Genomic DNA, 12,932 nt, shown 5'->3' on the forward strand with positions numbered 1-12,932 from the left:
TCAACTGAGCGTTTCCGATCTGGTTTGCCCCGCCCGATGAGCTGCCGATGCCTGAGTTAGGGGCCTGAGTTCCGGGCCCGAATTCTGGACAGTTGCTCCTCGATGTACGGCCAGCAAGCGGCCGTCAGTAGCAGCCTCGCGACATCCAGACCGCAGGTACGGTCTTGATGATGATGCGAATGTCTTCGAACATCGACCAGTTCTCGACATAGTGCCTGTCGAACGCGACGCGGCTGTCGTAGGAAACGTCGTTGCGTCCGCTGACCTGCCATAGCCCGGTCAGGCCGGGGCGCGATTTCAGGTAATAGACGGCCGAATTGCCATAAATCTCCAGCTCATCGCGCACCACGGGACGAGGCCCGACCAGGCTCATATCCCCCTGCAGGATGTTGATGATCTGCGGCAACTCATCGAGGCTGAGCTTCCTCAGCACCGCTCCGACGCGGGTGATCCGCGGGTCGTTCTTCAGCTTGCGGGTCGCGATCCATTCGGCGCTGGCCTCCGGATTCGCGGCGAGATAGGCAGCAAGCACCCGCTCGCCGTCTGGAACCATGGTGCGGAACTTGAGGCACGGAAAAATCCGTCCTCCGCGGCCGATCCGGCTATGACCATAGAAAATCGGCCCGCCATCGGAAAACTTGACAAGCAGCGCTATCATCACGAACAGCGGGCTGAGAGCGACCAGGCCGATCAGCGAACCGGCAATATCGAAGCTGCGTTTGAGCAGGCCGCCGATCGGTGGCGGAAAATCGACACCGGCCTGCGAAAAATCCGCATCGGCCGGCTTGGCTACGTCCCTCATGCGTAAACTCCATACGTTGAACGGATGGTTTATCGCACGATACCAAAAAAATGCTGCAGCGCAACACACAATTTCCCAGACGGCTGTAATAGTCGCGTCATGAACTGACTAAATAATAAACTCGTCCTGCACAAAATTTCGCCTTTATGTCGCAAAAGAGACGGATTATGGGCAATTTTGGAAAAGCTAGTCCAATTTTGAGGCTGATTTTAGGCGAATCGCTCATTATACCCTGCCGTGGAGCTTTGTCGTCATTTAGAATTTCAAAATAACGACTAATGTTGTGATAAAATACTAGTCGATATCATAAATCTTACTGGAGCGAGTCGATATCCGGCAATCAGTGGTGATGCCGACGTGTGCATTGCACCATGGCAGAGTCGATCCCGAGGATTCGTTTAAAATTTATTCCGCAGCTGCCCTTGCCGGCTATTGCGCGGCTTAATAGAGTTGCAAATTGTTTCTGTCGGACTATGGACAGATTGGGCTAGGCCGGAAGCAACCGGCCAGAAGCGGGCAACCTAAATAAGCTCGCAGAGTTTAAGGGAGGTGCTCGGGGTGGGCTTGTCGACATTTTTTCCCGAGCCGGTGGATGGGCTATCGGGTATGTCACTGCCAAAGTTCATTATCGGAATGTGTTTTGCGCTGGCGATCGTGATCGTCTGGTCCTATTTGGGCGGCGCCTCGCTCGGCACGACGCTGTTTCGCGTCATCGGCTGTGCCATAGTCATCCAAATGGGTTATTTTCTACTGGTCTTTGCCATGGTCGCCAGAAATGCCCCGACCCCGGCCGACAAAATTCGCGACGCTGAACGAACGCTGAGTTCGAACGAGGCGGCCGAAGGCGAGAAATTCAGCGCAAGGAGAGGCCTTCACTGATTTCGGGCCTGGCCGGGTCTGCGATGTCCATGTGACCTGTGGTTAAGCTCGTCGGTCCTCTGACGAATTGCTCGCCTCAACAACGCCGGCAGTCGGCATTCCTGTTCTTTCGTTTCCTTGACACTGCGGGCCTCGACGCGCTCGCTCCGCCCCGCCGCAGTCCGGTCGGCCAGGACCAGCAACTGGTTTTCCGCCAGTCGAGCGCTCTGATGGAGCGTGTAGGAACGGCTCTGCCAAGCGGCGCATTTCTGGAGCCATCCCGATTGAGGCTCGCCGCCTGCCCAGCCGGGCCATGACACCCAGCAAAATGAAAAACTGGACGGCGCCGATGATTTTGGCGATGCTTGCTTCGCACTTGCAGCATAGGCGTTTGGGCCGATGCATTTCAGAATGGCGGTGTGGCATTGAGCTGACGGGGCGAGGAAATCCGCAACGACTTCTGCAAACGAGAGGCATGTCCATGACATCATTCCAGGTCTGCGTGATCATCGCCGCACGCAATGCGGCGCGGACAATCCCGGCTGCCATTGCGTCGGCATTACGCGAACCTGAGGTTGCGGAAGTTGTCGTCGTCGATGACGCGTCCACCGACGATACGGCGAAAGTCGCCCACGCAGCCGGCGACGGCACCGGCCGCCTTTCCGTAATCCGCTTTGACGTCAATCGCGGCCCCTCCTTTGCACGCAACGCCGCGATAGCCGGTTCCAGGTCGCCGTTCATCAGCATTCTGGACGCTGATGATTTCTTTTTCGAAGGCAGGTTTCACAGACTGTTCGCCAGCACCGAGTGGGATTTCGCCGCAGACAACATCATGCTTGTCAGGGATGACGCGGCAACCGACGTTTCGAAAATTGTTGCTCCACCGTTCTCGCCCGAGCCGGAATTCCTCGATTTCGAGGGCTTCGTCGACGGCAATATCTCCAGGCGCCGCGTGCAACGCGGGGAACTGGGCTTCCTCAAGCCAGTGATCAGCCGCGCCTTCCTCGATCGGCATGGGCTGCGCTACGACGAGAAGCTGCGCCTGGGTGAAGACTATGAACTCTATGCGCGCGCGGTTGCCCATGGCGCGCGCTTCAAGGTCATCAAATCCTGTGGCTACGGCGCGATCGTGCGCGCCGATTCGCTGAGCGGACGGCACAAGACCCAGGACCTGAAGCATCTGGCCGATGCCGACCTGGCACTGCTTGCGATCGACAGTTTGCCGGAGGCATCGAAGGCTGCGCTGAGAAGGCACGAGCGGCACATCCGCGACAAATACCGGTTGCGGAAGTTTTTAGACGTGAAGGCTGAGCGCGGGTTGGCACCGGCCGCGGCCTACGCCTTGGCCGACTCGTCCAACCTCACAGCCGTTGTCCGCGGCGTCGCCTCCGACAAGCTGGATGCGCTGTTTCGCCGCGCTGGCCTCGCCGCGAAGCGTCAGCATCTGCCGCCGCTGCGCTTCCTCATGGCCGGAACCAGCACGGCCAGCGATAGCTAGGCCCGTCAACATGCGATGGCGGTAGCCACTGCGTTACCCTTAGGTCGGCTCGCACCATTTCAACGAGATTCATGAGTTTACGATCTAGGTGGTTGCCTATGGGCGCCGGGAATGGCAATCTATGTTGCGGTGCAGCAATTTTGGACGGCCAACCGAACTGGCCCGAGACATACCCTGTCGGAGGAGCTGGACGATGCAAGAAATGTCTTTTGAATGTGGACGGGCTCTAAGGCCGTTCACCAACTCGACGATGACGGGGCGCTGACTACATGGCCTCGATCTTTCGCTTCCGATCGAGAGATCCGGCGCGCGACACGCAGACCGACACCTCGCGCCTCGATCGCTTGGCAAAGCTGCTGGACCAGATCGCGGCCGAAGTCGAGGCGGAGAAGAGCGGACTTGAGAACCGCTACAGGACAACGGCCACCAATGCCGCCTTTCTGGTCGAGGCGATGGAGAACGGTTCGGTCTCCTCGCGCAGGTCTTCCGAAGTCGGCGAACTGACCAGGTCGATTCTGAATTGCGAGCGGCGCATCGCAGCGCTGTCGCGCCAGATGCAGATGATGAAGGATCTCCGTCATTCGCTGGATGAAATCTTCGAGCCGAAGCGGCAGAACGGTCCCGACATGAGGACTGATTTTGTGAAGCCCGCCGATTCCGGCACGGGCTGAGCGAACACCCTGGGTCGGCGCAATGGTTTAGGCACAACACGGAGCTTGGGAGCGACAGAGGTCAAGATCAGGTTGTTTCGTCACGGTTCGAACGATCGCTTTGGGGGCGCACAGCACAAGGTGAGTTTTGATATGAATGCAGATCTTAAAAGCACGTCCGCCCCGGCACCCCGCGGCACCCCGTTCACGCGCCCGATCTCAGGCAAGCTGCGGCCGCTCCGTTCAGACGGCGCGTTTCTGCTGATCGTTCTCGTCAGCCTGGTTGCGGGCCTGGTGCCCGTCCGTGCCCAGGACCTGCCAACCGCGCCGTCTTTTGTCGATGATTTCACCAGCCTCAGTCGCGCGCGCTGGTACATTTCCGACGGCTGGACGAACGGCAAGCATCAGAACTGCACCTGGTCCAAAAACCTGATCGGGCTTTCCGACGGCATGCTGACGCTCGGTTTCGAGAAGCGCAAGCTGAAGGATCGCGAATTCGCCTGCGCCGAGATCCAGACCAAGCAGCGCTTCGGCTACGGCACCTACGAGGCGCGGATGAAGACCGACACGGGCTCCGGCGTCAACGCGGCATTCTTCAGCTTCGTCGGCGATGCCGACAAGCAGCCGCATGATGAAATCGACTTCGAGGTGCTGACCAAGGACACGTCCAAGGTTCAGGTCAACGCCTACATAGCCGGCAAAGGCAAGAACGAGAAACTGGTCGACGTCGCCGGTGGCACCGACAAGGCCTTCAATGACTACGCCTTCGTCTGGGAAAAGGACCGGCTGCGCTGGTACGTCAACGGCAAGCTTGTCCACGAGATCACCGATCCGGCGAAGCTGCCCACCCATTCGCAAAGGATCTATTTCAGCCTGTGGGGCAGCGATACGATGAAGGGCTGGATGGGGCCGTTCTCGGATCCGGGCCGCAAGCTCACCATGCAGGTGGATCGCGTTGCGTTCACCGCACTCGGCCAGCCCTGCCAATTCCCGGAATCGCTGGCATGCAACACAAACTAGAAGCGCATCTGAACCGGCCGGGCCGAAGGTGGTCGGAAAACCGAAGCTTGAACAGGCCCGAAGCCTTGAACAGGAATGAAACCGAATGAATTTGACTGTCTTTGGAATCGGCTATGTCGGTCTTGTACAGGCGGCGGTGCTTGCCGAAGTCGGCCATCAGGTGGTCTGTGTCGACATCGATGCAAAAAAGGTCGAACGGCTCAACCAGGGCCATGTCCCGATTTTCGAGCCCGGGCTCGAAAACATGGTCAAGGAGAACCATGCCGCCGGCCGCATCAAGTTCACCACCGACGCCGCGGCGGCGATCAAACATGGACAGATCCAGATGATCGCCGTCGGCACGCCGCCGGGCGAGGATGGTTCGGCAGACCTCAAATATGTGCTGGCCGTCGCCGAGGCCATCGGTCGTGAGATGGACGCGCCCAAGATCGTCGTCGGCAAGTCGACCGTGCCGGTCGGCACCTGCGAAAGAATAAAGGCCAGGATCGCCGAGACGCTGAAGGCGCGCGGGCGCGAGGATCTGGTTTTCGACGTCGCCTCCAATCCGGAATTCCTCAAGGAAGGGTCCGCTGTGAGCGACTGCATGAAGCCCGACCGCATTATCGTCGGCACCAGCAACGAGGACACCGAGGCGGTGATGCGCGAGCTCTACGCGCCGTTCAACCGCAACCACGAAAAGATGATCGTGATGGACGTGCGCAGTGCCGAGTTCACCAAATACGCGGCCAATTGCATGCTGGCGACCAAGATAAGCTTCATGAATGAAATGGCCAACCTGGCCGAGCAACTGGGCGCCGACATCGAGGAGGTCCGCAAGGGCATCGGCAGCGACCCGCGGATCGGCTACCACTTCATCTATCCGGGCCTCGGCTATGGCGGCTCGTGCTTCCCGAAGGATGTGCGTGCCCTGATCAAGACCGCCGAGGCCGTCAAGTTCGACGCCAAGCTGCTGCGTGCCGTCGAGGAGCGCAACAACCAGCAGAAGTCGGTCCTGTTCGAGAAGGTGCACCGCTATTTCAAGGGCAATCTCAAAGGCAAGACCTTTGCGCTGTGGGGCCTGGCCTTCAAACCCAATACCGACGATATGCGCGAGGCCCCGGCCCGCACGCTGATGGAAGCGCTCTGGGCCGCCGGTGCCAATGTCCAGGCCTATGATCCGGAGGCGATGCAGGAATGCCAGGCGATCTACGGGCTGCGCGACGACCTGCAACTGTGCGGCACCAAGGAGGCCGCGCTGCGAGGCGCCGACGCGCTCTTGATCGTGACCGAGTGGAAGAGTTTCAGCGCGCCGTCCTTCGATGCATTGAAGAACGCGCTGACCAGGCCCGTCATCTTCGACGGACGCAATCTCTACGACCCCAAGGTCATTGCCCGCCACGGCATCGAATACCACAGCATCGGCAGAATGGCGGCGTGACGCCAGGGCGGTCCAGCAAGGAGCCAGGTCCATGAAAGTTCTGTTTGCAGGCGGCAACGGCTACACACCGCAGTTCAGCGGTGGCGTTCAGTCGAGCACGCACCATCTGGTCGAGCAGCTGCGCGAGCACGGTCATGACGCCTCGGTGCTGGCGGCGCTATTCGGTGACGGCATGTTCGGTTTCAAGGCGCGCGCCAAGATGAAGCTCCTTCGCCAGCGCGCGGTCATCGACAGCTATCCCGGCTATCCTGTCGTGCGGGCGTGGTTTCCCTGGGAGGCGGCCCGCTTCGCCGTCGAACGGCTCGATCCCGATGTCGCCGTCGTGCAGTGCCACAAATCGGTGCCGATCGGAAAGGCGCTGCAGGCGCTCGGCGTGCCGCTGGTGGTCTATCTGCGGAACGTCGAATTCCACGAATTGGCCGGCGACCTGCGCGAATTGCATTCGGCGCTTTATATCGCCAACTCCGAATTCACCGCGCGCACCTATAAGGAAAAGTTCGGCATCGACTCGACCGTAATCCCGCCGACCATCAATCCCGGGCTCTACAGCACGCCGACCACCGGCGAATTCGTCACGCTGATCAATCCTTACAATGAAAAAGGGTTCGAACTCGCCGTGCGCATCGCCGGCCAATGCCCCGAAATCCCGTTCCTGTTCGTCGAAAGCTGGAAGCTCGACGACGACCACCGGGCGCAGATCGAACGGATCATCGCGCCGCTACGCAACGTCAGGCTGGAAAGCCGCACCAGCGACATGAAGACCGTCTATGGCCGCACCAAGATCCTGCTGGCGCCCAGCAAATGGGAAGAAGCTTGGGGGCGGGTGGCATCCGAGGCCCATTGCAGCGGCATTCCAGTCGTCGGATCCCGCCGCGGCGGCCTGCCGGAAGCGATTGGCGCCGGCGGCGTTGTGCTCGACTATGACGCACCGCTCGACGACTGGGTCGCCGCGGTCAGGCGACTATGGAGCGACAAGGCCGAGTACGATCGGCTGTCGGCGGCGGCGCAGCTGTTTTCGGAGCGGCCGCAAATGAACCCCGACAGTCAGTTCACGACCTTCCTCGGCGTTCTCGACAACGCCAGGCAAGGCGCGCTGGAGCGTGCCGCCTGATGCATTTCGTCCAAAATCGTTTATGTCGCCCAACAGCCCGCTTTTGCGCCTGACCGGGGTGTGAGCGGCTTTGGGACAACAACATGCACAACACCAGACGCTTGAAGCGCCTCGCACGGCGGCGACGGGCGTCAGCCCTCATCCGTGCGAGCAGATCGCCGACCGGCCTCGAAAGATCGTCCATTCGATGAAGATTTGCTTCGTAGTTGATAAGTTCCCCTCTTTGTCGGAGACCTTCGTCCTTGACCAGATAGAAGGGTGCCTCGAGCGCGGCATGCTAGTCGGCGTCGTCTGCAACGAGACGTCCTTCGGCAAGGACAGCAACACCGACGATCGCCACTGGCAGGCTCTCCCTGGCAAGGTCGTCTGCTGGTGGGGCGGGCTGGGGCGCTTTCGCCCGACGCTCAGGAAATGGTCGGGCAGGTTCTGGGATAAGCTCTCGACCGCTGTCGACATCGCTTTTGCGCGCAAATTGCAGAACGCCGATGTGATCGTCGCGCATTTCGGCAATAACGGCATGCGCGTCGCCCGCGCCATGAAACGAGGCCGGATTTCCGCTCCTTTGGTGACCATATTCCACGGCCGCGACGTGGGGGAACCGCTGCATGACAACACGCTCACGCGCTATAAGGTTGTCTTCGACAAGGGCGTTCTCCAGCTCCCGGTGAACGCGTTTTTCCGCGATGCCCTGATCGGCGTCGGAGCACCCCCGGCGCAAGTCATGGTTCACCATATGGGCGTGCGGCCCGGTGAGATCGGCTACCATTGGCGTTCCTGGGAACGGGACACACTGTCCTTCATCTCGGTCTGCCGGCTGACCGAAAAGAAGGGCATCGAATTCGCCCTTCGGGCGCTCGCCAGCCTGCCGCGGCGCGACTGGGTCTATTCGGTGATTGGCGGCGGCGAATTGCTGGAAGAGTTGAAGAAGCTCGCCGCAAATCTCGGCATTGCCGACCGGGTGACTTTCCTCGGGCCGCGTCCGCACGCCGAGGTCAAGCAGCGCCTGCGCGACGCCCACGTATTCCTGTTGCCGAGCGTTGCCGCGCGAGACGGCGATCTCGAGGGTATTCCGGTGGCGTTGATGGAGGCTATGGCCGCCGGGCTGATCGTCGTCAGTACCTATCACTCGGGCATTCCCGAACTGATCGAAGATCAGGAGACAGGCTTCCTCGCGCCGGAGCGAGACGTTACGGCGTTGGCCCGCAAGCTTGTCTGGGTGGCCGAGAACCCGGACAAATGCGAGCGCATCGCACGTGCGGCGCGCCGTAAGATCGAGCAGGATTTCAACGCGGACGTGCTCAACGAACGTTTTGCGCAGATCGTTGCCCAGCTGGCCGAAGCCAGGCGCCCGGCATGAACGCCAACCCGCCCCCCCAGTTCGGTCGTGTCGCCCTGCGCGGCGGCGTGGTGACGATCGGCGCGCAAGGCTTCAAGATGGCGATCCAGTTTCTCTCCGTCATCGTGCTTGCGCGTCTGCTCGTGCCCGAGGATTTCGGCCTGGTGGCTTCCGTCGGTCCGATCGTGGCCTTTGTGGGGCTGCTTCAAAACCTTGGCCTGCAGCAGGCTGTGGTCCAGCGCAAGGATATCAGCACGGAGCAGCTCAACCAGGTATTCTGGATCAGTGCGTTGGTTGGGCTGGGCAGTGCCGCGATGGTGGCATGCCTGGCGCCCGCCATCGCCGCCTTCTACGGCGATCAACGCATGGTCGGGATCACCATCGGCTCTGCCTTGCCGCTGCTGCTTGGCAGCCTCGCCGCGGTGCCGCTGGCGCTGATGAACCGTCACTTGCGCTTTGGCCAGCTCGCGCTGAACGACGTGATTACCGCCGCTGCCGGACTTGCGACTACCGCAATCGCCGCCTATGCGGGACTGGGCTATTGGTCGCTGGTCATCGGCCCGGCGGTATCGGCTGTTGTCGCGCTGGCCGCGGCATGGCAGGTGGCGCGCTGGACGCCGTCTCGGCCGGACCTGAAGGTCGATACCGACATATTGTCCTTCGGCGCCAATCTGACCGGCTTCAATCTGGCCAACTTCTTCTCGCGCAATCTCGACAACATCCTGATCGGAAAATATTCGGGCGCGATCGAGCTCGGCTATTATGACCGCGCCTACAAGCTCCTGCTGTTTCCGCTGCAGAACATCAACCAGCCGCTGACACGCGTGATGGTGCCGCTGCTGAGCCGCATCCATGAGGACAAGGCGCGGTTTCGCGACATCTATGTGCGAACCAACTGGATGCTGGCGGCCGTCACCATGCCCGGCATCGCGGCGCTGACGCTGACGTCGGACCAGGTGGTGGGGCTTCTCTTCGGCGAGCGCTGGGCGGCGGTGGCGCCGATTTTCGCCTGGCTGGGCATCGCCAGCCTGATCCAGTCCGTCTCGAGCACCACGGGATGGATCTTCATCTGCCAGGGCAAGACCAAGACCATGTTCCACTGGGGCATCTACTCGTCGCTGACGACGGTCGCCGCCTTCATCATCGGATTGCACTGGGGGGCCGTCGGTGTCGCGGCGGCCTATGCAATCAGCGGCTATGTGCTGCGCGTCCCGGTGCTCGCCGTCCTGGTCCACCGGGTCGGCCCGGTGACCGCAGCCGACTTCCTGATCATGCAGGGGCTTTTCATCGCATCGTCGCTGCTTGCCTGGTCCGTGTACCGCGAGTTGCCGGCATCGCTGACCGGTCAGTCAGACCTGCTCGCGGTGGTCCTGGCGGTTGCCCTCAACTATTCGATCGGCCTGGTCCTTATGCTTGCCCTTCGCCAGTCGCGCAGCGCCCTGTTCACCACGCTTTCCAGCGCCATGCGTAACGCCCGCTAGGCGAGCGATCACCGGCCTCAAAAGCTCACCTGCCGACATCGCCGACGCATGCTCCTCAAGCACTGCCTGAAGGCTCGTCCTGCGATAGAGGTCGAGATTGGCGGTAAGTCTGCCGAGCTTCTCGCTCGCTTCCTCGGGCGTCACCGTATCGATGTCGAGCAGCAGGTCGGCGACGCCGATCCGCTTGGCAAGCTCCTTGGTCTTGAATTCATAGGCGATCGGCAGCACCGGCGTGCCGACGCAGAGCGACATGATCATCATATGCATGCGTGTTGCGACGACAAAGTCGAAGCCTTTCACCAGGGCCATCAATTGCTCCGGCGTGTGGAACGAAGCGTCCACGCTGACATGCTTGGCGATCTCCGGATCGAGTTCGGCAACGATCGCCCTCGCCGTCTTGGAATCGTCATGGGCGTATTCCGGCACGCCCTGGCAGGTGGAGACGAAGGTGACCTCCTTGGCGTGGTCCCTGACCAGGATAGTCGCGATCTCGCGGATCGAGTCGATGTAGCGGCGCATGCCGCCCTCGCCGTCGCTGACATAGTTCCAGTGACGGACGGAAATGGCGACGCGGCCGGTGACGGTCGCCGACTGGCCGGAGGCCAGAATTGTTCCGATCCTGTCAGTATCGGCCAGGGCAAAGACGGCGTCGGCCACGACGTGGCATTTGCCGGGGTCTTTCACCATGTCCACAATGTGGCCCCGCGAACGTTCGTCGCGCAGCAGGATGAGCGGGCTCCGGTCGAAGATCGGGCTCAACTCCTGGCGATTGTAACTTTTGTTGAACGGGCCGAGCGATTGTGTGAAGAAGACCGGGTCCTTGCCCAGAATCGCGTCGATCCTGAATTGATTGAGGCGCCGCTCCAGATTGTAGGTCTCGACGAGATAGGTTCCGCCTGTCGTGACCACGAGGTCGGCGCCTTTGTAGATCTCGAGACCACGGCGATTGCTTGAGCTGAACAAACGCCCGACAACGCCGCGGATGCCGAACCGCCGCAGGGCATTGAGGACGAGCCGATTGTAGATCGGCTTGAACAGGTTCTTCAGCCCGCTGCCGTATTTGTAGCGGAACAGCGATTCCGACAGCAGCTTGTGGAATTCGAGGTCCGGATAGTCCTTCTTCGTGTAGAGCCTCGCCGCCACCTCCGGCTGGCTGTCGAAGACGTAGAACTGGATGTCGTCCTGCACGATCGTCTTGAAAACATGGCGAATCGCCAGGAGAATCGCTGCATCCCCGGTATTCAGGCAGACGGTGTTTTCAACCGCGATCTTCATGGAATGACCTCATTTCGTGAGTAGTCCCGTGCTTCCATCGACGGGCGCGAAGGGGCGAATTGCAGGCGGGTTGGCCGAAAATGCTGCACGCCAAGGATGGTCCTCGCGTCGTGATTATTGGCGCGCAGTCCGATGGCAGGCCAGCGCGCGGTCCATGCGGCCCAAGCAGAGCGAGATTAACCCATCGATTTTGCAGTGCAACAAAAAACGTGGATCTTTGCTACGCTGCAACCAAAAATGTTGCGATGCAGCAAGAGGTGTACTAGCATCGTCGCGGGCGGGCCAACAGCGGTCGAGTTTTCATGCTGCATGTCTTGTACTTGGTACACGACGTCTCCGACCCGGCAGTGCGCCGGCGGATCATAATGCTCAAGGCAGGCGGCGCCCAGGTTACGCTGGCGGGCTTTCGTCGTACGGCAAGCGCAGTTGCTGATGTCGAGGGCTTGCAGCCGGTCGATCTCGGCCCGACTCGTGATGGCCGATTCGCCCAACGTCTGGCCGCGATCATGAAGGCGGTGGTCTCGACCGGCTCGAAGCTGGGCTCAATGCCACGGCCCGACCTCATTATCGCGCGCAATCTGGAAATGCTGGCGCTTGCCCGCCGCGCCAGGTCGGCTTTCCAGGCAACAGTGCCGATCGTCTACGAGTGCCTGGACATCCATCGCCTGCTGCTTCGCGACGATCCGCTGGGCTGGGCGATGCGCGGTGCGGAACGCTTCCTGGCCAGGGATGTTAAGCTTCTGGTGACCAGCTCTCCGGCCTTCATCGCCAACTATTTCAAGCCGTTCGGACAGGTTGCCGCCCCGGTCGAACTGCTCGAAAACAAGCATTTCGAGCCGGCCGCAGCTTCGCTGGACGACCGCATTACGGCGGAGAATCCCGTTGCGCCGCCGTGGCGGATCGGCTGGTTCGGTGCGCTCCGCTGCCGTCGCTCCCTGGAGCTTCTGGCCGAATTTTCGCGCCGCCTCGACGGCCGCTTTGAAATCGTCCTCAGAGGCCGGCCGGCGCTGTCCGAATTTCCCGATTTCCATGGTTTTGTTCAATCGGAACCCTGGCTGTCGTTTGGCGGGCCCTACCGCAATCCCGAGGATATGGCGGCGATCTACCACGAGGTTCACTTTTCCTGGGCCATAGACTTTTTTGAGCAGGGCCTGAACTCCGAATGGCTGCTGCCGAACCGGCTCTATGAAGGCTGCCGCTTCGGAGCTGTGCCGATTTCGATGGGAACCACCGAAACCGGCCGGTTCCTCGACCGGCAAGGCATCGGGGTTCTATTGTCAGAAGCCACGCCCGAGGCGCTCGAAGCCGCCGTCGGCACGATGGAGCAGCATCGATTCGAGACATTGAGGGCGCGTGTTCTTGCCCGCAATCCGCGCACCTGGAGCCACGACCGCGCCGATTGCCGGGCGTTTGTCGAAAAGCTCCGCGGGCTGACTGCGGCTCCCGGTCCATATGCTGCCGAAGCATTGGCATAGAAGGACTGC

The 12,932-nt window shown here is 60.9% G+C and carries 10 protein-coding genes and 1 pseudogene; 9 read left to right on the forward strand and 2 right to left on the reverse strand.

Going from position 1 to position 12,932, the window contains the following annotated elements:
• Positions 1-124 precede the first annotated feature (124 nt).
• A complete protein-coding gene (locus tag NKH83_RS25195) occupies positions 125-802 on the reverse strand; it encodes a sugar transferase (protein WP_352479827.1) in 678 nt (225 codons plus the stop codon).
• A gap of 558 nt (positions 803-1,360) precedes the next feature.
• Between NKH83_RS25195 and NKH83_RS25200 the strand changes: the two genes are divergently transcribed.
• The 8 genes from NKH83_RS25200 (at position 1,361) to NKH83_RS25235 (ending at position 10,173) form a co-directional block, all read left to right on the forward strand.
• A complete protein-coding gene (locus tag NKH83_RS25200; RefSeq protein WP_352649790.1) occupies positions 1,361-1,681 on the forward strand; it encodes an exopolysaccharide production repressor protein in 321 nt (106 codons plus the stop codon).
• A gap of 454 nt (positions 1,682-2,135) precedes the next feature.
• Positions 2,136-3,158 carry a glycosyltransferase family 2 protein gene (locus NKH83_RS25205; protein ID WP_352800599.1) on the forward strand — a complete coding sequence of 341 codons (1,023 nt, stop codon included), beginning with the start codon at positions 2,136-2,138 and terminating at the stop codon, positions 3,156-3,158.
• Positions 3,159-3,427: 269 nt separating this feature from the next.
• Positions 3,428-3,829, forward strand: a complete 402-nt coding sequence (locus tag NKH83_RS25210) for a hypothetical protein (RefSeq protein ID WP_254816092.1) — start codon at positions 3,428-3,430, stop codon at positions 3,827-3,829.
• A 132-nt stretch (positions 3,830-3,961) separates the two neighbouring features.
• On the forward strand, positions 3,962-4,828 hold the full coding sequence (exoK, locus tag NKH83_RS25215) for an endo-1,3-1,4-beta-glycanase ExoK (protein ID WP_352479829.1): 867 nt from the start codon (positions 3,962-3,964) through the stop codon (positions 4,826-4,828).
• Positions 4,829-4,913: 85 nt separating this feature from the next.
• On the forward strand, positions 4,914-6,245 hold the full coding sequence (locus NKH83_RS25220; RefSeq protein ID WP_254816094.1) for a UDP-glucose dehydrogenase family protein: 1,332 nt from the start codon (positions 4,914-4,916) through the stop codon (positions 6,243-6,245).
• 31 nt (positions 6,246-6,276) lie between these two features.
• The gene (locus NKH83_RS25225; protein ID WP_352479830.1) at positions 6,277-7,356 is read left to right on the forward strand and encodes a glycosyltransferase; all 1,080 of its coding nucleotides are present in this window, start codon (positions 6,277-6,279) and stop codon (positions 7,354-7,356) included.
• Positions 7,357-7,630: 274 nt separating this feature from the next.
• Positions 7,631-8,713 (forward strand): glycosyltransferase, encoded by a 1,083-nt coding sequence (locus NKH83_RS25230; RefSeq protein ID WP_352808000.1) that lies wholly within the window; start codon positions 7,631-7,633, stop codon positions 8,711-8,713.
• A complete protein-coding gene (locus NKH83_RS25235; protein WP_352479832.1) occupies positions 8,710-10,173 on the forward strand; it encodes a lipopolysaccharide biosynthesis protein in 1,464 nt (487 codons plus the stop codon). Before NKH83_RS25230 ends, NKH83_RS25235 begins: the two co-directional genes overlap by 4 nt.
• A 222-nt stretch (positions 10,174-10,395) precedes the next feature.
• On the opposite strand, the pseudogene NKH83_RS25240 reads toward NKH83_RS25235, so the two are convergent.
• Positions 10,396-11,448, reverse strand: a pseudogene (locus NKH83_RS25240) (polysaccharide pyruvyl transferase family protein); the annotation flags it as partial.
• A gap of 302 nt (positions 11,449-11,750) precedes the next feature.
• Between NKH83_RS25240 and NKH83_RS25245 the strand changes: the two are divergent.
• Positions 11,751-12,923: a glycosyltransferase family protein gene (locus NKH83_RS25245; protein ID WP_352479833.1), complete on the forward strand. Its 1,173-nt coding sequence runs from the start codon at positions 11,751-11,753 to the stop codon at positions 12,921-12,923.
• Positions 12,924-12,932 lie beyond the last annotated feature (9 nt).

This window comes from Mesorhizobium sp. M0909, assembly GCF_040319515.1.
Classification (GTDB): Bacteria; Pseudomonadota; Alphaproteobacteria; order Rhizobiales; family Rhizobiaceae; genus Mesorhizobium.

Bases quoted from the DNA above. Each gene is read 5' to 3' on its own strand.
- NKH83_RS25245 (WP_352479833.1), top strand. From the start codon at position 11,751: ATGCTGCATGTCTTGTACTTGGTACACGACGTCTCCGACCCGGCAGTG.
- NKH83_RS25225 (WP_352479830.1), top strand. From the start codon at position 6,277: ATGAAAGTTCTGTTTGCAGGCGGCAACGGCTACACACCGCAGTTCAGC.
- NKH83_RS25205 (WP_352800599.1), top strand. From the start codon at position 2,136: ATGTCCATGACATCATTCCAGGTCTGCGTGATCATCGCCGCACGCAAT.
- NKH83_RS25195 (WP_352479827.1), bottom strand. From the start codon at position 802: ATGAGGGACGTAGCCAAGCCGGCCGATGCGGATTTTTCGCAGGCCGGT.
- NKH83_RS25210 (WP_254816092.1), top strand. From the start codon at position 3,428: ATGGCCTCGATCTTTCGCTTCCGATCGAGAGATCCGGCGCGCGACACG.
- NKH83_RS25235 (WP_352479832.1), top strand. From the start codon at position 8,710: ATGAACGCCAACCCGCCCCCCCAGTTCGGTCGTGTCGCCCTGCGCGGC.
- exoK (WP_352479829.1), top strand. From the start codon at position 3,962: ATGAATGCAGATCTTAAAAGCACGTCCGCCCCGGCACCCCGCGGCACC.
- NKH83_RS25230 (WP_352808000.1), top strand. From the start codon at position 7,631: ATGCTAGTCGGCGTCGTCTGCAACGAGACGTCCTTCGGCAAGGACAGC.
- NKH83_RS25220 (WP_254816094.1), top strand. From the start codon at position 4,914: ATGAATTTGACTGTCTTTGGAATCGGCTATGTCGGTCTTGTACAGGCG.